Here is a 21,030-nt window from a genome sequence, read left to right on the forward strand (position 1 = left end):
TATGTAATCTATTATATAAGTATTATTTAATATAAGTCACAACTCAATAAAGCTTAAAAAAAGACTTCCGAAGTTTTAAAAACTTCGGAAGTCTTTTTTAATTCAAAAGTATCTACCTATTATCATTCGCCTATAGCTTTCAGCCCTACTCCACCTCAAACTCTTTCTTCAGCTTAATATCAACCGATGAGCTGCCAATCATGACCATGAATTTGCCTGGTTCAACTGTCCAGTTCATGTTTTTATCCAGCAGGGCCATATCGTCCGGGTGTAGGGTAAATTGCACGGTTTTCTTTTCGCCGGGAGCAAGGTTTACGCGTTCAAAGCCGCGCAAATCGTACTCATAAGTGGTAACGCTGCTCACTTCATCTTTCAGATAAAGCTGCACTACATCGTCGCCCTTGCGGCTGCCGGTATTGGTTACATCCACAGTTACGGTAATGTCGCCCTGCGAGTTTTCTTTCTCCGGCGATACCTGCAGGTTACTGTAATCAAATTTAGTATAGCTCAAACCATAACCGTAGGGGTACAGGGCACCGTTTACACTGGTTTTACCCCAGCTGTTATCTCCTCCCTGACCTGCCTGCGAAGCCGGCTTGAAAGGAAAGTTAAATTCAATTTGTCCTGTGGTTTTAGGAAAGGTAATGGGCAACTTACCTCCGGGGTTGTTATCGCCAAACAAGGTTTCGGCAACAACACGGCCGCTTTCCGGGCCGGGAAACCAAGCCTCTAAAATGGCAGGCACGTATTTGTTTTCCCAGTTAATGGTAAGCGGCTGTCCGTTTATCATTACCATAACTACGGGTTTGCCCGTAGCTTGCAAGGCCTGAATCAGCTTTAATTGCCTGCCGGGAAGGTTCAGCCCCGTGCGCGACATGCTTTCGCCAACAGTATTCACATCCTCGCCTACCACAGCAATCACCACATCGGCTTGCTTAGCCTGTGCCACAGCCGAATCAATGCCCGCCTGCTCCTGTGTGGTTAAAGGCGTTTCAATGATCTCGCTTTCGGGCCAGGTTGCATCCACAATATTGCAGCCTTTTACATAATTTACGTTTGCACCCGTGCCAACATATTTTTTAACTCCCTCAAGTACGCTGGTAACCGGGTTGTGCGATGGGCCGTAACGGCTGGTAGCATAATTTTTTTCGGCAGCCAGCGGGCCAGTAACCAGAATATTTTTCAGCTTGCTTTTATCCAGAGGCAACAGATCGCCCTGGTTTTTAAGCAGCACCATCGATTCACGGTTCATTTTTAACGACATGGCATCATCGGCCACGGTGTGCACCTTTTTATCTGATGATTTAGGGTCTTTCACATAAGGATCATCAAACAAACCCAAACGGAATTTAACCCGCAGCACATCACCCACCCTTGAATCAACGAGCTTCATGGATAGCCTGTTTTCTTTGATCAGCTCGCGCAGCGGCATAATAAAGGTTTGCGGCATGGTAAAATTGGTGCGTACGTTAAGGCCGGCCTCAACCGCCTGCCTTACCGCTTCTTTATAATCGGCAGCTACATGATGTTTAGAGAACAGGTATTCAACCGCCTCACTATCAGACACCACATAACCGTTAAAGCCAAATTTCTGGCGCAGCAGTTCGGTTAAAAAGTAATAGCTGCCGGTTATGGGTACGCCATCCCAATCATTGTAGCTGCTCATTACCCCCATCGGGTGTGCTTCCTGTATCACCCTGCGAAAAGGGTACAGGTAAACCTGGTACATCTCTCTTGGTGCCACATGCGGATCGGTACGGGCGCTGCCATCGCGGCCTCCTTTAGGCACGCTGTATACTGCAAAGTGCTTCATGGTTGATGCCACACCCTCCTCTTGTATCCCCAAAACCATTTGCTTGCCCAGCTCGGCAATATGGAAAGGATTTTCGCCGTAACACTCCACTACACGGCCCCAGCGCTGGTCACGGGCCGGGTCAAGTATGGGTGCATAAACGTTGGTATAGCCCAGAGCCTTTGCCTCGCGGCCAACGGTTTGTCCGGCCTCACGTACCAGCTGTTTATCAAATGTGCTGCCTATAGATATTGGCGCGGGTAATGGCGTAGCCCTGTCATGATTTAAGCCATGGATACCCTCGTTGGTAAAATCAACGGGAATACCCATGCGGGTTTCTTCCACAAACCATTTTTGAATGGTATTTATAGCCGACGCATGCTTGCTGTAAGGAAAAGAATATTGCGTATATGCCTTATCGGTAGTTGAGGTAAGGTTATTAAGTTCCTCATCAATATTGGCAATACCATCTTTCCAAACCTCGTTTTTCCACGATGGAACGGGCATCTCGTCTTTTAAAACCCGTTTGTAGCCGTAAAGCGTGGCCATTTGACAGGTTTTTTCTTCAACGGTCATTTGGCTCAGCAAATCGGCAACACGTTTTTCAATGGGTTGCTGCGGATCTTCAAAAACATCCATTTTGCCGTTCTTATTAAAATCGACCCAGCCTTTATGGTATATATTTTTTTGTTGTGCCGTTGCCGAGAGCGCGAGCCCGGCTACAAGGACAGATGCCATGCTTAGGCGGGGCAGATAATTCTTCTTTCTCATTTAGATGAAATTGCGGTTATAATTTCAAATATATAAGATACTTAACAGTTTAACCGAAACTTCAACAGGAGATTACGAAAACGATTGCGATGGATATAAAATCAAGACAGCATTATTTCCCAACGGCTTGCAGTTGTTTTTTAAAGAAATTAATCGCCAGGCTATCAACATCCCGGTGTATCTGGTGCCTGTTTACGGAAACATTATCTGTAAAAATAACCGGGGCTTCTTTCTTAACCTCATCAATAGCTTCAGGAAGCATTACATAATGCCCCACTTTCCCTTTGTTAACGTAATACTCCGAACCTTTTATCAATTCATGAAAATGGTAAGCATTTGTTTTAACAGGCACAATACTATCGCTTTCAGACCCTATGATGAACACAGCACCTGTAATATCCTTCATTTGCTTATTACTTGTAAAACCAACCCCAAGTCCGGGTGATATGGATAGAAAAGCCTTGATCCGATTATCCTTTAATGGAGGATATGTTTTGGCCCCAGCCAGTAAAGTACTATCGTCGAGATATTTGGATAAGGTTGGAAACTCAGGCACATTAAGTTCATTTGGTTTGGCCTTAAAATAACTGCGCAAGGCTTCAAAATCAAGCTTTCCACCGGCAAGGGCAATAACAGTATAGCCCCCGAATGAAAAGCCTGCCGCGCCAATTTTATCGGGATCAATAACGGCTTTAAACCCATCATCATTTAGCAAAGCGGTTAAAATAAAGCTGATATCCTGCGGGCGTTCCCAGGGCTTTGCAAATTCAATTCCTATTTTATTATCATAGGTATTGCCCCAATGATCAACGGCGGCAACAATGAAACCGTTTTTAACCAGTGTATCGGCCAGCCATTCCTGGTTCAGCCTGCCACCGCCGGTACCATGCGAAAGCAGGATCAGCGGCAGTTTGGTTGATGGTAATTTACCATCGCGCACGGTATTGGCACGGGCAAATGGCGAAAACTTTTTATCGCTTTGTTTTAACGTATCAGTTGTAGGATACCAAACCTCGGTAGTAAGCGGCCTGTTTCGTTTTTGATCCTTAAAATGAAACGTGCGCTGGCCTATATTATTTACACCAGCCTGCGAAAAAGCAGATGGACTGAATACCGTCAGGATAAATACAGATATAATTAAGCTTTTCATTAATTACTTGGTTTATAATACAAAACAAGCTAATACCTTAACCAAAAAGATTGACAATAGTCAATAAATCATTTTTTTGATTTAAGACGACTTAGCGTTTCCTGTGATATGCCCAAATAATCGGCAATGATCTTTCCGGGAAGTCTTTGAATAAGCTGGGGTTGAGTTTGCAGCAGTATTTGGTAGCGCTCCTTTGCATCCATGGTTATAAGGCTTTCAATCCGTTGTATAGATGCTATATAATCCTGCTCAATTCCCTTTCTGTAAAAGGTTTCCCAACCAGGTACTTCCCTGAGTAATAATTCCCGGTCATTGTAACTTAACATCAATAGTTCTGATGGTTCCAAACTTTGTACTGCCGCGACAGATGGCTTTTGCTGTATAAAACTTGGAAAGGCCGTGCCAAAGTGGTTTTCAAATATCAAGAACCGGGTTGATTCATTGCCCTCCGCATCTGTTAAAAACACCCTGAGGCATCCCTTCACCACAAAAAATGAATGCCTGGCTATACTTCCCTTTTCTATTAAAATTTCGTTGCGTTTACCTGATCTTAATTTAAAGCAGGAATCTATCAGCTGCTCATCCTCTGCCGAGAGGACAATTTTACCTTCCAGATATTTTTTAAGCGCAGGGTGCATTACGCTAACATAAACAATATTTACCTATTACTCAATAAAAGCAACTGGTGCATTTATTTCAATATCCTTCATTTAACAAACGCCTGTATATGATGTAGTTTTCATCATCAAAGCAAACAAATATCACCTGTTTTATGATATCATCGTCTGCTAAAAAAGTCTTAACGGTTGCCACAGCTATGGCGGCTGCCTCGTCCTTTGGAAAGTGATAAATACCGGTACTGATATTAGGAAAAGCAATGGTTTCAACCTTATTTTCCGCAGCCAGTTTAAGGCTGTTGCGGTAAGCCAAAGCCAACAATTCATTTTCGCCCTGATCTCCTTTGTTATAAACCGGGCCTACCGTATGTATCACATACCTGGCAGGTAAATTACCCGCCGTTGTGATCACCGCTTCCCCGGTTTTGCAACCACCCTGGCGGTTGCGTATTTGTATACATTCATCCAGTATAGCCTTGCCGCCAGCCCGGTGTATAGCACCATCTACCCCACCCCCACCTAATAATGATGTATTGGCAGCATTCACAATGGCATCAGCCTTTATTTTGGTGATGTCGCCCTGAATCAGTTTTATACACCCGGTAGTCATTACGTAACTATTATTCTTCCGCGGCTTCTTCTCCCTTGGTTGCAAGTTTTACAATATCACCCTTCTGGAACAGGATTGCCTGCAGCGTGGTTCGCCATACAGGTTTCTGGCGCAGTAAAAACTCCAGGTCCATGCCAAAGTGTTTAAACTCTTCCTGCTGGGCATTTTGCATAATGGCTTTGGCGGCCTTATCGGTTTCAACGGCAATGCGTTGCTCATACCAATTAATAGCCTCGGCCTCTTCGGTTAGGGAAACAATCATGCGGGCAAAAGTTCTGGTTTCGGCAGATAGCTCATGCGCCGGCTCGTGATACTGATCAAATGACATAATGTTTTTTTAATGATAAAAACATTATTTAGCTGTTTTGTTTCATAGGAGAGCTATTTAGAAAAAATACAGATTATCTTATTTTAGCGGATAAAAGTGCTGAACTTTATTTAACCAAATAATAACCAAATGAGCTTAGTTAAAATAATTCCGAAAGTTATTTATGACGATATCAATGTCGGCCTTCAATTTTTTACCGCCCTTGGTTTTGAGATCAAATATCAGGAAGAGGGTTTTGCCATCTTTGCCCGTGATGGGGTGACCATTCAGGTGGTAGCCAGCGAAGAAGACTTTGCTATAGGCGACAGGCCCGAATTCAGGATTGATACCAATGATATTGAAGCCATTTATAATGAGATCAAAGCTAACCATCCAGAAGTGCTGCATCCTAATTTAAAGGTGATCAAAGAGCAGCCCTGGGGTTTAAGGGAATTTGCTGTTCTTGACGAGACTACAGTTTGCATCGTTTTTCAGCAGTCCATTGACTAAAGCCATCATGAGCACGGATCACACCTTTCCTAAAGACCGCGATTACAGTTCGATCAGTCCTTCAGCCAGATCATTATTGTTATTAAAGGGCTTAACAGATATACCATTTGCACGCCAGGCTGCCGAGCTCATTATTTATCCTGAAAAATATAAACCCGATTTTAACCTTAAAAACTTTGTGTTTTGGGCCAGGGTGCTGCATTTTGAAAACAGGTACAAAAGCATCAACCAGCTTTTATCGGGTCTGCCGGTTAAAAATATTTTAGAACTATCTTCAGGCTTTTCCTTCCGCGGTTTAAATACCGCCCTGAATAATGATGTGTATTACATTGATACTGACTTACCCGAGGTGATAGCCACCAAACAAAACTTGCTTCAGCTATTGATGCACAACGAAGCAATACCAAAAGGAAATTTACATACCCTGCCCCTTAATGCTTTGGATAAAGCTGAATTTGCAACTATTACCAATCACTTTCCGGGCGGCGAACTTGCCATTGTAAATGAAGGTTTGCTGGTTTACCTGGATACCAATGAAAAGAAAAAGCTTTGCCATAATATCCGTAATGTGCTTGAAAAAAGAGGCGGTTACTGGATAACAGCTGATATCTATATTAAATCGGACAAAAACCTGCTCAGCCTCACAACCAATGATAAACTACAGCGTTTTTTTGAGGAGCACCGCATAGAAGAAAATAAGTTTGAATGCTTTGAAGCAGCTGAAATCTTTTTTAAAAGCGAAGGTTTCCTGATTGATAAGGAAGCCGAGCCTGATTATCAATCATCCGGTTCATTAAAACATTTGCGTGCGAATGCATCGCCAGAGCAACTTTATAAGTTGGGAAAAACCGGGCGTATCCGTGCGTCATGGCGCTTAAAGCTTGCTTAAGCCTAAACTGTAAGTTGAGATTTTGTGCTCAATTAATTTATTTTTAGCATGCTTTATAAGCTATTTTGATATAATTTTGAGATATGAAGATCAATGTGCTGGCATTTGGTGTAGCAAAGGAAATATTCGGGACTTCACAGGTTAGTCTTGAATTAACAAACGATGCCACCATTTATAATTTAAAATACCTGCTTGAGCAGCAGTATCCGCGCTTAAAGCAACTGGCATCGTACATGGTTGCCGTAAATAATGAATATGCCCTGCCCGGTGATACTATTCATGAACGTGATGAAATAGCCATAATTCCGCCTGTTAGCGGAGGATAAGCTGGATCTGGGGACTTTAGGACTTTTAGACTTTAGGACTGGGGGATAAAGGATTAAGGACTGAAGGATAAAAAACAACAATATTTCCACAATCCTTTATCCATATTCCTTCCATCCATAAATCTATTTTTATTCTTACTATCCATTAATCATTTTAAAATGCCAAATATTCAAATACTTCTTTCGGCCGAGGTCCTCAACATTCAATCCTGTATTGATTGGATCATGTCGCCCGAATCTGGTGGTATTGATGTGTTTATTGGCACCGTACGTAACGCAACCAAAGGCAAAACCGTTTTTAAACTTGATTTTGAAGCTTATGAGCCCATGGCCATCAGCGAAATGGAAAAGATAGCCAAGCAGGCTCTTGAAAAATGGCCTGTACAAAAAGTACTGATCCATCACCGTACTGGCACCCTGCAAATTGGCGAAGTTCCTGTTATTATAGCAGTATCTGCTGCTCATCGTGATGCCGCCTTTGATGCCTGCCGTTATGTTATTGATACCCTGAAGCAAACCGTACCCATCTGGAAAAAAGAAGCTTTTGAGGATGGTGATGTTTGGGTAGCGGCGCATCCCTAAGTGCCCCTAACTTGTCAAGCTGAGCTTAAAAAATCGAAGAACTCTGAAGATAATATGACATTATGCAGTTAAACACTTACGAAGTCTTAAAAACTTCGTAAGTGTGCCCGGTAAGTTGTCATGGATAGCCCCACAGAAGCATCTATTCGTTAACAGATCCTTTGCTATCGCTCAAGATGAAAGTTTTAATATTATAAATCCGAAATCGAACATCCGAAATCCGAAATCGGCTCTATTCTTCCGTATAAGCCTTTAGCCCTCCGGCTAAGGAAAACACATTGGCACCGGGTATTTTTCTGAGAATGAGTTTTACAGCCTCATCACTGCGTTTGCCGGTTGCACAATAAAGCACTTTGGGCTTAGGGTCTGTAAAAAAGGCCAGGTAGCCCTCCAACTCATCGAGTGGAATGTGAGTGCCTCCAATATCAAAAGCGTCGCGCTCCTGCTCTGTACGCACGTCTACCAGCTCAACAGAATCATCAGCTATCCGTTCCTTTAGCTCATGTACCGATACCACAGGTATATCTACCGTTGCCGAAAGTCCCCTCACAGGGGTTCTGGAAACGGAGCCGATTTTGATAACGCGGCTCTGCATGCTTTGTCCGTCGAATATTAATATTTTTCCTACCAGCAGTTCGCCTGTTTTGGTAATGTATTTTATTACTTCATTAGCCTGCATACAGCCAATTATCCCAGCCAAAGTAGGAATTACTCCACCTTCGGTACAATTAGGGATCTGGGTGGCATCAACCTTCGGGAAAAGATCACGGTAATTGGGCGATCGTGTATCTTCATCATAAACCATATTCCAAACCGCAACCTGACCTTCAAACTGGTAAATAGCGCCATATACTAATGGTTTACCGATCATGACACAAGCATCGTTAAGCAGATACCTGGTTTCAAAATTATCGCTGCCATCAATTATAATATCATACTGTTGTATAATACTTAACACATTGTGCGAGGTTATTTTTTCAATATGAGGTACCAGCTTTACATCCGGGTTTTGTTTCTGTAACCGCTTGCAGGCAATGGCTACCTTGCTTTTACCAATATCCGCAGGCGTATATAACACCTGGCGATGTAAATTGCTTACCGATACTACATCATAATCAGCAATACCCAATGTGCCGATACCACTTGAAGTTAAATATTGAGCAGCCGGGCAACCTAAACCACCGGCACCAACAATTAACACCCGTGCCTGGCTCAAAAGCTGCTGGCTTTCTTCACTAAAACCTGGCAGGGCCATTTGGCAGCTATATCTTGACATATCTATATTCATCAGTTAGCAGCAGTTTTTTGATGGATAACTCTTTTTATTTGTTCCAATTCTTCAGGAGTGTTCACATTGGTTAAAGCATCCGGGTCGGGAGCATTTAACAGGTTAATATCGGTATTGATAAGCACCTTACGTGGGCACGAATATCCCTGCGCCAGGAACGATAATAATATTGGGTAACTTTTAGGTTCCCAAATAGCTATCAATGGCTCCGGAAAGTTAGTTACAGGGCTATGATAAGCCGTAGCTGTTGATGAGCTGTTGCGCCAGGCTACCAGATTACGTAGGGTGGCCTCATCCATCAGCGGAAGATCACAGGCTACAATAAGCCAGGCATTATCAGGTTTTTCCCTAAAGGCAGATAATATTGCCCCAAATGGGCCAAGCCCTGTAAATGTATCTTCAAGCGCCGCATATTTCGGGTCTATCTCACTCTGTTGACCTTGCCTTACCGATATAAACACCTCATTACAGAATGATTTAAGCATATCGGCCATGTAATAGCGTTGCGGTTTACCATACCAGTTCACGTTACCCTTATCAAAACCCATGCGCAGGCTTTTACCTCCTGCAAGTACCAAACCGTTTAAAACAGGCCTTGATAGTTTCAGATTGCTTTCAAAAAAGCCAATGATCCGTTCCCGGTCAGATAAGCGGTAAACCGGTATCTGCTGCCAGTTTGGGATGGCTTCCTGTATAAAATCAAAGATCTCATCAACGTTATCGGCCAATAAAAACAACTGTACGTTGGTTAACTGTTCAAGCCTTTTTAATAACGATGCCCTTTTATTAAGATCGATAATAACTACTTGTGCCTTGGCTTGTTGATGGTTACCGTTTACCAGCACCAGATCGGCATTGGCAAAGTTTTGCTTTAGCTGGTAAGGGAACACCGGGTTTTGGAAATTATATTGCTGATAATTTATCTGGTCGGTATAATCAAGCATGGCGCCGTTGGTGAGCCTGCCAGGAACCATCGTTATATCATCATTGTGAGATGTATCTGCATAAGCGCATTTGTACACCGGCGATAATGCCCCGATAACATCATGGGCCAGCAATTTTATTACCGTACATGGCCCTCCTACTATCGACCACTCATTACGGCCATAAACGCCCGAAGCCGGCCTTGCCAGTTTAAGGTGTTTTTTATGCTCGTTTAAAGTCACGTTTACCTCCTGTTTTAGCTATCAGTTTGGTTTCTTTAATTACTATATCATGGCTCATGGCCTTGCACATGTCATAAACGGTAAGCGCCGCTATGGATGCACCTACCAATGCCTCCATCTCAATACCCGTTTTAGCGGTAATGCTGGCTGTACATTCAATCACAATTTCCTGCCGCTCATTAACTTGAATATTGATGCTGCAATTATCCATACCCAAAGGATGACAAAGCGGAATCAGGTCGCCGGTTTTTTTGGCAGCCATGATACCGGCAATAATAGCCGTTTGAAATACCGGACCTTTTTTGCTTATCAAATCGCCATTAGCAAGGTGTTGCAGTACCTCATCGGGCAAAACCATTATACTGCGGGCTGTGGCGGTGCGGTGGGTTTCCTGTTTACCCCCAACATCAACCATAGATGGGTTGCCTTGTTTATCAATATGGGTTAACATGGTGTTATTTGTTGTTATTCATTTTGTCTGAACTGTTTTTTGTGTGAACCAGTATCAAAAACGTAGTGCCTTAAACACTTCCCCCTTCTTAAAATCGCTCCTTTCAAGCGGTAATTCTAAAAAGGCATCCGTATCTGCTAAGTTAGCAAAATCGCCCGAACCATTTCCTTCAATTGGTAATGCCGTAAGTTGTCCAAGCGGGTTACTTTGCAATTTTACCTGTAAAAAGTACTGTAAAGGCGGCAAAAACTGAAAATCCTTATCTAAAACCGCGTATAAAGGTGACTGCTCCTGCAGGCCTAAAACAGCCCTGAGCCAGTTTAAAAAATATTTATGCAGGCACATAAAGGTAGCCACGGGATTGCCCGGAAACGCAAACACAACCGCTCCGTTACCATGCCTGCCAAACCAAAAAGGTTTGCCGGGGCGCTGTGCCACCTTATGAAAAACCTTTTCAACCGCCGAATCTTCGAGAGCCTGTGGTATGTAATCAAACTTCCCCATAGATATACCACCACTCAGCAGCAGTACATCGTAATTTTGCAGGCAGTGCTCTATCTGCTGCCTGGTAACATCAGGATCGTCAGGAATATGAATAATATCGGGTTGAAGAGCATGTTGCTGCAAAACAGCTTTTATGGTATAGCTATTTGATATCCGGATTTGATAAAGGGCAGGTTTTTGATTCACAGGCACTAATTCATCACCCGATGATATGATTACTACGCGGGGCATTTTTTTTACCAGGAGCTCCGCTTTACCAACTGATGCCGCAACACTGATGATCGCGGCTGTAATCATTTGTCCGGCTGGGGCCAGAACATCGCCCTGCTTTTTATCCACGCCCTGCAGGTGCAGATTTTGTCCTTGCTTTATGTCGGTTATTTTTAGGGATGCCAGCCCGTTGTTTATATCAACATCTTCATAACGGATCACGGTATCAACCGATGCCGGCAGTACCGCCCCAGTCATGATCTCAATACATTCATCCAACTCACTGATAGTTGCAGGTGCCTCGCCCGCGGCCTGGGTGGCTATTATTTTAAAGGTATTGATGCCATTTGTGATAGCCTGGTAGCTAACGGCAATGCCATCCATAGTAACCCGGTTAAACGGAGGCAGATCACGATCTGCTTTTATAGCCTCTGCCAAAACCCGACCCATGGTTTGCTCAAATGGCAGACTTTCAGTACCATAATCTTTTAATTGCGCCAGTATAAGCTTTTCGGCCTCGTTAACAGTTGTCATATGATATAATTTAGTATCAAGTAGCGAGTATCAAGTATCAAGACTGTTGTGTAATTCAGTAACGAGATCAAGATTTTAAAACTCTCCATAATTAATATAGTATCTTGATACTTGATACTCGCTACTTGATACTCTTATTCACTACTTGATACTAACTTCTATTATTTATCCACCAATAGTAGCCATGGATTCATGAATGCCCGGATGTATCACCCGTTTATGTTCGGCTTCCCAGCCATCTTTGGCCCGGTGGCCAATGGCATTTAGCACTACAGCCCGTAATTCATGGTCGCCGGCACCGCCACGCATCATATCTCTGATGTTCAATACCCCATCATCGTATAAACAGGTTTTCAATTCGCCCTGAGGAGTTATCCTGATGCGGTTGCAAGTGCCGCAAAAAGTACGTGAATAAGCCGCTATGATGCCTATATTGCCGTGGTGACCAGGTATATGATAATTGTAAGCTGTTGAATTTAAAGGGTCAGGAAGTTTTTGTATCTGCGGATATTTACTTTTTATTTCATCCAGAATCCGCACATAATCCCATTGTAAACCTGCATAAACATGACCATCCCCATTAAAAGGCATCTCTTCAATAAAGCGCACGCTCACGGGCATATCCTTAGTCATTGCTACCAGGGGTAAAATATCCTGCGTGTTTTTGCCATCCATAACCACAGCGTTTATTTTCACTTCTATGTCGTGAGTCAGCAAAGCATCCAAAGCCGCCATAACATTGGCAAATTCATCACGGCGGGTTATAGTAAAAAAGCGGTTAGCATCAAGGGTATCCAAACTCAGATTTACCGATCGAACACCTATCTTTTTTAACTCGGGCACGTATGGGGCAGTAAGCACGCCATTGGTAGTTAGGCTCAATTCCTGCAAGCCATTCAGGTTTGATATAGCGGTAAGCAAAGGCATGATATCCTTACGTACAAACGGCTCTCCACCGGTAATACGGATCTTTTCGATACCCATTTTTACCAACACATCGCAGGCTCGCAACATCTCGTCATGACTCATCAGCTCTTTACGGCTGAGCCAATTCAGGCCATCTTCAGGCATACAATAAAAACAGCGCAGATTACACCTATCCGTCACCGCAAGGCGCAGGTAATTAATTTTTCGACCGTGATTATCTGTTAGCAATGGATACCAATTTTAATTTATATACCGCACCTTTATTGAAGGATTGTATACAGTAAAAGTAAATATTACAAATGGCTGTAATGTTTTTTTATTGTACTTTTTGTTTGCTCCATAAACTTGTTACTGATTATCATACCATATATTTTCCATTCCATCATTTGCCAAAAAAAAGGGGCCTCACCTTACCGGTAAGACCCTCTTTTAATTCTCTATGAAATCCGGTTTATTTAACTACCGAAAATTTATACAATGATTGTGTTTTATAAACCTGGCCTGGTTTAAGTTCTGTTGATGGGAACTGAGGCTGGTTTGGTGAATCTGGGTAATGTTGAGTTTCCATGGCAAATGAGGTACGGAACTCATCCTTAATCCCGCGTTTCATAGCATTTTTAGCCTGCATGAAGTTTCCGCTATAAAATTGCAAGCCTGGCTCCTCTGTAAACACTTCCATTTTTATACCGCTTTTATCGCCCACTACAGTGGCTATAGGAGTCTTGATGTCGTGCTTGTTCAATACAAAATTATGATCGTAACCTTTGCCGTTTTTAAGCTGTACGTTATCGTCATTTATTCTTTTACCAATGGTGGTTGGTTTAGTAAAATCAAATGGAGTTCCCAGTACTTTTGCTATTGGGCCCAGCGGTATCAAAGTTGAATCAACCGGTACATAATTATCGGCATCAACCTTTACCAGGTGATCAAGTATAGTACCGCTGCCTTCGCCGTTTAAGTTAAAAAAGGCATGGTTGGTTAGGTTAACAACGGTGTTTTTATCAGTAGTGGCCTCGTAAACCGCTTTAAATTCATTATCATCGGTAAGGCTGTAAATAACCTTCACGTTCAAATTGCCAGGAAAACCTTCTTCCATGTCTTTTGACAGGTAGGTAAACTCTACGGTTGATGAATCTATTTGTTTACCATCCCATACTACGCTCTGGTAGCCATTTTTACCGCCATGCAGCGTATTTGGCGGGTTGTTTATAGATGATTGATATTCTTTACCATCTATTTTAAATTTCCCTTTGGCTATACGGTTTCCGTAACGGCCAATAGTAGCTCCGTAATAAGGCTCGGTTGATTTTTCAAACCCTTCTACACTTTCAAAGCCTAAAACAACATCGGTAAGTTTTCCGGTTTTATCAGGCACCAGCAGGCTTACAATACGGCCGCCATAGTTGGTAAACGTAGCGGTAACACCATTTTTGTTTTTAAGGGTGTACAGATGGGTTTGCTTTCCATCAATTGTTGTTTCAAATGCCGAAGCTGGAGTTTGGGTACTATCCGTCATGGTTGTTTTTTTCTTGTCAGATGATTGATTACAGGCTGCCAAAGATACGCACGCCGGTAACATTATTAGCGAAAGGTTTCTGAATAACTTGTTCATAAAATAGATGGTTTATATTGTGGCTTAAAATTAATATTTTTTACTTATCCCTTTAATTTATAATGAACTTCACTCAAGTTTCTTAGTTTTTCGGCCGCAAACTCGGCAGTAATGTCACGTTGGGGATTAGCCAGCATCTCGTAACCTACCATAAATTTTTTAACCGTTGCCGACCGCAACAATGGCGGATAAAAATGCATATGCCAATGCCAGTAAGGCTGATCGCCCATATTTACCGGTGATTGATGCATTCCGGAAGAGTATGGGAACGATGTTTCAAACATGTTATCATACCTAACGGTAAGCCTTTTAATAGCATCAGCAAGGGCCGTTTTTTCATCGTCGGTAAAATAAAGCAGGCTGGTAATATGGCGCTTGCTCACTATCATGGTTTCATAAGGCCAAACCGCCCAAAAAGGCACCAGTACAACAAAATGTTCGTTTTCAAAAACTACACGTTCCTGGCGTTTTAGTTCAAGCTGCACATAATCGGCAAGCAGACTGCGGCCTTTTTGCTCAAAATAAACCTTTTGCTGCTGTGTTTCTTTCGCTACCTCAACCGGGATGCTGTTTTGCGCCCAGATCTGCCCGTGCGGATGCGGGTTGCTGCATCCCATTATATCACCTTTATTTTCAAATATCTGTATATGCTTGATCCATGAATTGGTTGCCAGCTCCTGGTATTCGGTTTGCCACACATCAACAACCTTCCTGATATCTTTGGTTTCCATTTCAGGCAATGTAAGATCGTGCCTTGGCGAAAAACTGATCACCCTGCATATTCCGCGCTGGCTGTTGGCTACCAACAGTTCATCGTCATTTAAGCCGCCATCAGGGGTATTTAGCAGTAATGATGAATAATCGTTGGTAAAAACATAGCTGCCCTTATAGTCGGGATTTTTGCTTCCGTCGGCCCTGTTATTCCCAGGGCACAGGTAACAGGTAGGATCATATGCCGGCCTTTCATCAGCCTGCGCATTCTCTACTTTACCTTGCCATGGCCGTTTTGTGCGATGCGGAGATACCAGTATCCAATCGCCGGTTAATATATTCAAACGACTATGCGGATGCTCCTTCAGATCAAAATTTTCGTTATTCATCAAGCTTAATTAATTCGGTTTATACAGCGCTAAGACACGCCTTAAAGGCAAGGGGTAATACCTTTGCTGAACCAAAAGTAAAAAAACAAATGTTAAATTTACATTTATAAACAAAAAATATTTGTCACCCTGACATTTTAAAAAAAAACTATAAAGAATTAAGCCCTGCATGAACAGCTGGTGCAATAAAATATAGTCTTTCTGTTTTAAGTAATTATTGGCAGACGGAGAAGTTAAAAACCAAGCTCACCAAATTCTACCACTGCCGAATCGCAGATGTAAGTAGGTACAATACCCGTTGCGTTGATCCGGTTTTCGGCATCTACAGCCTGGGTATTACCAGAGAGTACTAATACTGTATCTAATCCAAATTTATTGCCACCAAGTATATCGGTTTGCAGGGTATCACCTACCATCACAATATCTTTTTTGTTGATAGGCCCTTGGTCGCGAAGCAAATCGTACGCAAACATGAACATTTGTGAGTCGGGCTTGCCGAAACGGATAAATTCCTTCCCTACAATTTTCTCAACCATGCTGGCTATACCACCAATAGCTATTGATACATCATGTTTGGTTACGGGATATGCATGATCAGTATTGGCTACGATGGCCGGAATAGCTCGTTTGCGGAGTATATTTACTGTTTTATTCAGATCCTCAAACCAGTCAAATCCCTCATCATCTAAAAAGATCAGGGCATTTACCTTGTCAATATTACTTGCATCAATCTGGCTCACAGGCAGGGTATGCAGACCTGAGCTATCAATATAATGAGCTGAATCAGGTGTGCCCAAATAAGCCACTATCCCATCGTTCACTTTAAGATCAAGATAATCCTTGGTAAGCATGCCCGACGATATGATATGATCGGGTGTTATGGTATGCAGACCTTTAATCTGGTATGATTCGGCCAACTGCGCCGGGCTGCGCGATGCGTCATTGGTAACAATGTAATATTCTTTCTGCTGCTGTTCAAGATAAGCGAATGTGCGCTCAATTCCGGGAAGTAAACCCTTATAATTCTTTAATACACCAAAAGCATCAAAAAAAACAACCTTGTATCTGTCAATAATTGATTTAAAGTTATCTATTCGGGTCATGCTTTAAGTTTTGATGTAATATTTGCCGCAATATGCTCAAATATTACATCATTGCCTACTTTAATTTTAATGCTTCAATTATTTTTTCAGCGTCAAAGTCCCTGTCAACCGATGGCAGATAAACGTTAAAAGCCTCCGACTGTAGTTTTTGGGCGTATTGCTCGCTAAAAAAGTGTTTACCGTCTTTAATTACATAATTCAATATAAAAAAACGGTAAGCTTCTTTCATAAACCTGATCTCATCGGCAGTTAAGGGGTTTACTTTGTGATATTCTTTCAGGAAAATAATAAAACGATCTTCCATCATGGTATTGATCACGTAGCTGAACACGGTACGATCGCCAATATCTGATACTACGCGGCTGAAGAAATAAAAATCAAGCACGCGGTAACTCATCCTGAACCAATCGTAATCCCAGCGCGAATAAAGCTCGAGATTGGGCGTTACCGAGAAGTTACCAATATTCCAATCGATAAATACCGGGATAATCTCGAACGAGCTCATGTTGTATTTTGAGCGGTTCTTTAAAAAAGTTTCGCAATGATATTTTAAAAAATCAGCCTGCATACCGGTGCCAAATTCACTGTTATTGGTATTAAGTTGGCTCAGCAATGCCGAAATATCCGTACGCAATGTTTTTGACGATTTAGGCAGCACATTTTTAACCCTTGAACAGGCTTTATGAAACTTACCAACTTGCTGGCCAAGTTTTTTGATATGATTTTCATCGAGCCGGCGGGGTAAGCGCTGGAGTATACGGGTTGGGTTGTAAAAAACCACCCATACATCTGTTTTACTATGCTTGTGATGATAAATGTAAACCCGGTTATTTTTTAATAAGGAACGCGCCAGCAGGTTTTCAAACGGATAAAGCAGGTTATTTGCTAAGGTTTGAATAATACGGTGATCTTCTTTAAAATTTTCAAACTTGCCAAAGTAAGATAACTTAGCAATAATAATATCATCATCATCAAAGGTGATGCGATACACATGGTTGGTTGATACCATAGCACTGATATCTTCAATAAGCCTGATGGTTTTTGAAGCATCGTACCCCTCCCACGCCTTTTTAACAATTATGGAATAATCCATTTTAATATTGGTTTGTAATTGGAATTTGCGGGTGCAATATTAAACAAATTGTATAATTATTTTTTGTCTGATTTTTGTCTGATTAAGTGGATCGATCTGATTTTGTATGAACCGGGATTAAATAATTTCAAAGTATCTTTTCAATTCCCAATCGCTTACATGTTTAGCGTATTGGCGGTGCTCCCAAAGGCGGGTTTGCGTAAAGTGTTCAACAAACCCTTCACCAAACAGCTCCTTTGCTATGCCAGAGTTTTGCATGGCTACAGCGGCATCATATAAATTGGACGCAAGCACTCCATTTTTCTTGTCCTGATAGCCATTGCCTATGGTTTGCGGCGTTCCTAAGGTTAGTTTATTCCTGATACCATAAAGGCCGGAGGCCAGCGCGGCGGCCATAGCCAGGTACGGATTGGTATCGGCACCAGGTATACGGGTTTCCAGGCGGGTAAGGCCGGGAGTTGTATTAATAACCCTTAAGGCGGTTGTGCGGTTTTCAACTCCCCAGGTAAGGGTTGTTGGAGCCCAGGCACCCTCTACCAAACGCTTATAACTATTAATAGTTGGTGCATACATAGGCAATAAATGAGGCATACAATAAAGCTGCCCTGCAAGATAGTGCTTATGCAGATCGCTCATTTTATGCTTATCATTGGCATCATAGAAAAGGTTTTCACCCTGATCTGCCGTCCACAAGCTTTGATGGATATGGCCGCTACAGCCAGGTAAAGTTTCTGTCCATTTAGCCATGAACGAAGCCATAATGCCATGTTTGTAGGCTATTTCTTTTACAGCGGTTTTAAACAACACAGCTTTATCGGCAGCAGCTAAAACCTCATCGTGCGCTATGGCGGCCTCGTATACGCCCGGACCGGTTTCGGTATGCAGTCCTTCAATAGGGATATTGAATTGCGTGAGCAGATTAAACAGGTCGTAATAAAAATCGCTGTTTTCTGATGTACGTAGTATAGAATAACCAAACATACCCGGTGTTAGGGTATTGATGTTGGTAAAGTTTTTATCGTTGATAGATTGCGGCGTTTCCCTGAAGTTGAACCATTCAAATTCCTGGGCAAACTCGGCATGGTAACCCATATCCGTACATTGCTTAATGATATGTTTCAGCAAACTGCGGGGACAAGCTGGCAGGTCGGTTCCTTTGGGGTCACTAAAATCAGCTAAAAAGAAAGGTATATTATCCTGCCACGGAACGTTACGCAGCGTGGAGAGATCAATGCGGCAAAGTTTATCGGGGTAGCCGGTGTGCCAGCCGGTTAACTGCACATTATCATAGCAAACGTCGCTGCTATCCCAACCAAAAACCACATCGCAAAAGCCATATCCGCTTTGCAGGCCATCTATAAATTTTTTAGGATGAATCACCTTACCGCGTAAAATGCCATCAATATCGGCAAAGGCGAATTTTATTTTATCTATCTTATTTTCTTCTAAATATGCTTTGATCTGCTGCTCGTTCATGGTAATATGTACAGGGTGGATTACAATTATTACGATACTGAACCGCAAAATTTCAAGCCCTGTTGATTATAGCAATAATACGAATTTGCCCTTACCTTTGTTTATACTTTAACCACTAATGGAGCAAATTAACCGCCATTTATTTGTTTACGGCACCCTGCTTAACAGCCAAAACAGCTATGGTGCTTACCTTCAACAGCATTGTACTTTTTTAATGGAGGGCAAATTTAAAGGGAAGCTTTATGATATGGGCGAATACCCTGGAGCCATTGCTCATGTTCATGGCGAACAATATGTACATGGCAGTATTTACCTGATGGATGATCCCAACCAGATATTAACTTCCATTGATGATTACGAAGGCTTTGGTGACGACCAGGAACAGCCAAATTTGTTTATCAGGGTGATAAAAGAGATAGAAACAGCTACCGGCCCAATTGAATGCTGGGTTTACGTTTACAACCTCCCTGTTGAGCATTTGACGCAGATTAAATCGGGTAAGTATTTTAAGTAATTATTTCTTCTTTAAACAAGCGTCATTTTCGCTATAGTATCTGCAAAATCATTTCCCATTACAAAAAAAATCCCCCGGTTTTTTGAACCGGGGGAAGGAGTTAAAGTATATAAGGGGATTAAACTTTCGCAGATTTTACAGTTTTGATGATAACTGCAGCTACTTTGTACGGATCGGCAGCAGAGTTAGGACGACGATCTTCCAGGTAACCACTCCAGTTATGATCTACAGTGTACAATGGAATACGGATAGAAGCACCACGGTCAGATACACCATAGCTGAAATCATTGATTGAAGCTGTTTCGTGTTTACCCGTTAAACGCAGTTCGTTATGAGCACCATATACAGCAACACACTCAGCAACTGCAGGACGGAAAGCTTCGCAGATAGCGGTGAAAGTTTCTTTGCTGTTAGCAGTACGTAAAGTTGTATTTGAGAAGTTAGCGTGCATACCAGAACCATTCCAGTCTAAAGTACCTAATGGTTTGCAATGCCAGTTGATAGCCACACCGTAGCTTTCGCCAATTCTTTCTAATAAGTAACGTGCAACCCAGATCTGGTCACCAGCTTCTTTAGCACCTTTAGCGAAAATTTGGAATTCCCACTGACCAGCAGCAACCTCAGCGTTGATACCTTCAACATTTAAGCCGGCTTCTAAACAAGCATCTAAGTGTTCTTCAACAATTTCGCGGCCGAAAGCGTTGTTTGCACCTACTGAGCAGTAGTAAGGGCCTTGTGGGGCTGGGTAACCACCTGCCGGGAAACCAAGAGGTTTGTCGGTTTTAGGATCCCATAAAAAGTACTCTTGCTCAAAACCAAACCAAAAATCGTTATCATCATCTTCAATGTGAGCACGACCATTTGATTCATGTGGTTGGCCATCAGCGCTAAGCACTTCACACATTACTAAATAAGCATCTTTTCTTTGTGGATCGGGAACAGTGAAAACTGGTTTCAAGATACAATCTGATGAGCCACCAGGTGCCTGTTCTGTTGAAGAACCGTCAAAGCTCCAGTTATCTAAATCTTCAACTTTACCGCTGAAGCTTTTTACAATTTTAGTTTTGCTACGCAGGCTTTGTGTTGGTTTGTACCCATCAAGCCAAATGTACTCGAGTTTAGTTGCCATTTTTAAGTTAATTTGTAAAGTTGTGGTTCTAATTATAGTTTTTCTGTTAATCCAGCTAATTATTAAGGCGAATTTAAACTATTTTTATAAAAATCATTATTTTTTTGTGAAATTTTTATAATTTTTTTCAACAAACCACACTTTTTCCGCTCAAATACATAAAATCAGGGTTAATAAAAACAACTTTTAACAATTTCATATTTTCCACCCCGAAAAACACACCGATTTTATCAAAAACGTAAAATACTAAAATACAGACCATTTTAATAAGTTACTAAAATAAAAACTTAGTTATTAATTAAGTTAAGCAGGAAAAGTTGAACTGTTATTTTTTGATAACTATAAGAAAGCTACAACTGTGCTTAGCTG

21 protein-coding genes are annotated in these 21,030 nt (G+C 42.0%); 5 read left to right on the top strand and 16 right to left on the bottom strand.

Annotation, left to right across the window (positions count from 1 at the left end; translation table 11 throughout):
- Nucleotides 1-145: 145 nt before the first annotated feature.
- The 5 genes from QWZ01_RS11650 to QWZ01_RS11670 all read right to left on the bottom strand — a co-directional run bounded on the left by QWZ01_RS11650 (nt 146) and on the right by QWZ01_RS11670 (nt 5,268).
- Entirely contained in the window at nt 146-2,563 is a 2,418-nt protein-coding gene (locus QWZ01_RS11650) for a glycoside hydrolase family 3 N-terminal domain-containing protein (protein WP_290323502.1), read from the bottom strand.
- Nucleotides 2,564-2,675: 112 nt separating this feature from the next.
- Complete coding sequence (locus QWZ01_RS11655) at nt 2,676-3,713, bottom strand: alpha/beta hydrolase family protein (RefSeq protein ID WP_290323503.1); 1,038 nt, start codon at nt 3,711-3,713, stop codon at nt 2,676-2,678.
- A 68-nt stretch (nt 3,714-3,781) separates the two neighbouring features.
- Nucleotides 3,782-4,351 (bottom strand): Crp/Fnr family transcriptional regulator, encoded by a 570-nt coding sequence (locus QWZ01_RS11660; protein WP_290323505.1) that lies wholly within the window; start codon nt 4,349-4,351, stop codon nt 3,782-3,784.
- A gap of 58 nt (nt 4,352-4,409) precedes the next feature.
- Nucleotides 4,410-4,940, bottom strand: a complete 531-nt coding sequence (locus tag QWZ01_RS11665; protein WP_290323506.1) for an O-acetyl-ADP-ribose deacetylase — start codon at nt 4,938-4,940, stop codon at nt 4,410-4,412.
- A gap of 10 nt (nt 4,941-4,950) precedes the next feature.
- The gene (locus QWZ01_RS11670) at nt 4,951-5,268 is read right to left on the bottom strand and encodes a ferritin family protein (RefSeq protein WP_290323507.1); all 318 of its coding nucleotides are present in this window, start codon (nt 5,266-5,268) and stop codon (nt 4,951-4,953) included.
- Nucleotides 5,269-5,397: 129 nt separating this feature from the next.
- Between QWZ01_RS11670 and QWZ01_RS11675 the strand changes: the two genes are divergently transcribed.
- From QWZ01_RS11675 to QWZ01_RS11690, 4 genes are all read left to right on the top strand, one after another.
- Nucleotides 5,398-5,757 (top strand): VOC family protein, encoded by a 360-nt coding sequence (locus QWZ01_RS11675; protein ID WP_290323508.1) that lies wholly within the window; start codon nt 5,398-5,400, stop codon nt 5,755-5,757.
- A gap of 7 nt (nt 5,758-5,764) precedes the next feature.
- On the top strand, nt 5,765-6,646 hold the full coding sequence (locus tag QWZ01_RS11680; RefSeq protein WP_290323509.1) for a class I SAM-dependent methyltransferase: 882 nt from the start codon (nt 5,765-5,767) through the stop codon (nt 6,644-6,646).
- A gap of 83 nt (nt 6,647-6,729) precedes the next feature.
- A complete protein-coding gene (locus tag QWZ01_RS11685; RefSeq protein WP_290323510.1) occupies nt 6,730-6,972 on the top strand; it encodes a MoaD/ThiS family protein in 243 nt (80 codons plus the stop codon).
- Nucleotides 6,973-7,131: 159 nt separating this feature from the next.
- The gene (locus QWZ01_RS11690; protein WP_290323511.1) at nt 7,132-7,554 is read left to right on the top strand and encodes a molybdenum cofactor biosynthesis protein MoaE; all 423 of its coding nucleotides are present in this window, start codon (nt 7,132-7,134) and stop codon (nt 7,552-7,554) included.
- A gap of 232 nt (nt 7,555-7,786) precedes the next feature.
- Here the strand turns inward: QWZ01_RS11690 and QWZ01_RS11695 are convergent, their stop codons facing one another.
- The 10 genes from QWZ01_RS11695 to QWZ01_RS11740 form a co-directional block, all read right to left on the bottom strand.
- Nucleotides 7,787-8,842, bottom strand: a complete 1,056-nt coding sequence (locus QWZ01_RS11695) for a HesA/MoeB/ThiF family protein (RefSeq protein ID WP_290323512.1) — start codon at nt 8,840-8,842, stop codon at nt 7,787-7,789.
- The gene (locus QWZ01_RS11700) at nt 8,842-10,008 is read right to left on the bottom strand and encodes an NTP transferase domain-containing protein (protein ID WP_290323513.1); all 1,167 of its coding nucleotides are present in this window, start codon (nt 10,006-10,008) and stop codon (nt 8,842-8,844) included. Before QWZ01_RS11700 ends, QWZ01_RS11695 begins: the two co-directional genes overlap by 1 nt.
- Nucleotides 9,989-10,459, bottom strand: a complete 471-nt coding sequence (gene moaC / locus QWZ01_RS11705) for a cyclic pyranopterin monophosphate synthase MoaC (RefSeq protein ID WP_290323514.1) — start codon at nt 10,457-10,459, stop codon at nt 9,989-9,991. Before moaC ends, QWZ01_RS11700 begins: the two co-directional genes overlap by 20 nt.
- A gap of 54 nt (nt 10,460-10,513) precedes the next feature.
- A complete protein-coding gene (locus QWZ01_RS11710) occupies nt 10,514-11,707 on the bottom strand; it encodes a molybdopterin molybdotransferase MoeA (protein ID WP_290323515.1) in 1,194 nt (397 codons plus the stop codon).
- Between the two features lie 165 nt (nt 11,708-11,872).
- Nucleotides 11,873-12,862, bottom strand: a complete 990-nt coding sequence (gene moaA / locus QWZ01_RS11715) for a GTP 3',8-cyclase MoaA (protein ID WP_290323516.1) — start codon at nt 12,860-12,862, stop codon at nt 11,873-11,875.
- A 223-nt stretch (nt 12,863-13,085) separates the two neighbouring features.
- Complete coding sequence (locus tag QWZ01_RS11720) at nt 13,086-14,246, bottom strand: aldose epimerase family protein (protein WP_290323517.1); 1,161 nt, start codon at nt 14,244-14,246, stop codon at nt 13,086-13,088.
- A gap of 44 nt (nt 14,247-14,290) precedes the next feature.
- On the bottom strand, nt 14,291-15,346 hold the full coding sequence (locus QWZ01_RS11725; RefSeq protein ID WP_290323518.1) for a UDP-glucose--hexose-1-phosphate uridylyltransferase: 1,056 nt from the start codon (nt 15,344-15,346) through the stop codon (nt 14,291-14,293).
- A gap of 233 nt (nt 15,347-15,579) precedes the next feature.
- Nucleotides 15,580-16,449, bottom strand: coding sequence for an HAD-IIA family hydrolase (locus QWZ01_RS11730; protein WP_290323519.1), 870 nt, complete (start codon nt 16,447-16,449; stop codon nt 15,580-15,582).
- Between the two features lie 55 nt (nt 16,450-16,504).
- Complete coding sequence (locus QWZ01_RS11735) at nt 16,505-17,542, bottom strand: hypothetical protein (RefSeq protein ID WP_290323520.1); 1,038 nt, start codon at nt 17,540-17,542, stop codon at nt 16,505-16,507.
- A gap of 117 nt (nt 17,543-17,659) precedes the next feature.
- The gene (locus QWZ01_RS11740) at nt 17,660-19,018 is read right to left on the bottom strand and encodes a glutamine synthetase family protein (RefSeq protein WP_290323521.1); all 1,359 of its coding nucleotides are present in this window, start codon (nt 19,016-19,018) and stop codon (nt 17,660-17,662) included.
- Nucleotides 19,019-19,136: 118 nt separating this feature from the next.
- On the opposite strand from QWZ01_RS11740, the gene QWZ01_RS11745 reads away from it, so the two are divergent.
- Nucleotides 19,137-19,532: a gamma-glutamylcyclotransferase family protein gene (locus tag QWZ01_RS11745; protein ID WP_290323522.1), complete on the top strand. Its 396-nt coding sequence runs from the start codon at nt 19,137-19,139 to the stop codon at nt 19,530-19,532.
- 118 nt (nt 19,533-19,650) lie between these two features.
- Here the strand turns inward: QWZ01_RS11745 and QWZ01_RS11750 are convergent, their stop codons facing one another.
- Nucleotides 19,651-20,661, bottom strand: a complete 1,011-nt coding sequence (locus tag QWZ01_RS11750) for a glutamine synthetase beta-grasp domain-containing protein (protein ID WP_290323523.1) — start codon at nt 20,659-20,661, stop codon at nt 19,651-19,653.
- Between the last annotated feature and the right edge of the window lie 369 nt (nt 20,662-21,030).

Origin of the sequence: Mucilaginibacter aquaedulcis (assembly GCF_030409325.1) — a bacterium.
Lineage (GTDB): Bacteria > Bacteroidota > Bacteroidia > Sphingobacteriales > Sphingobacteriaceae > Mucilaginibacter > Mucilaginibacter aquaedulcis.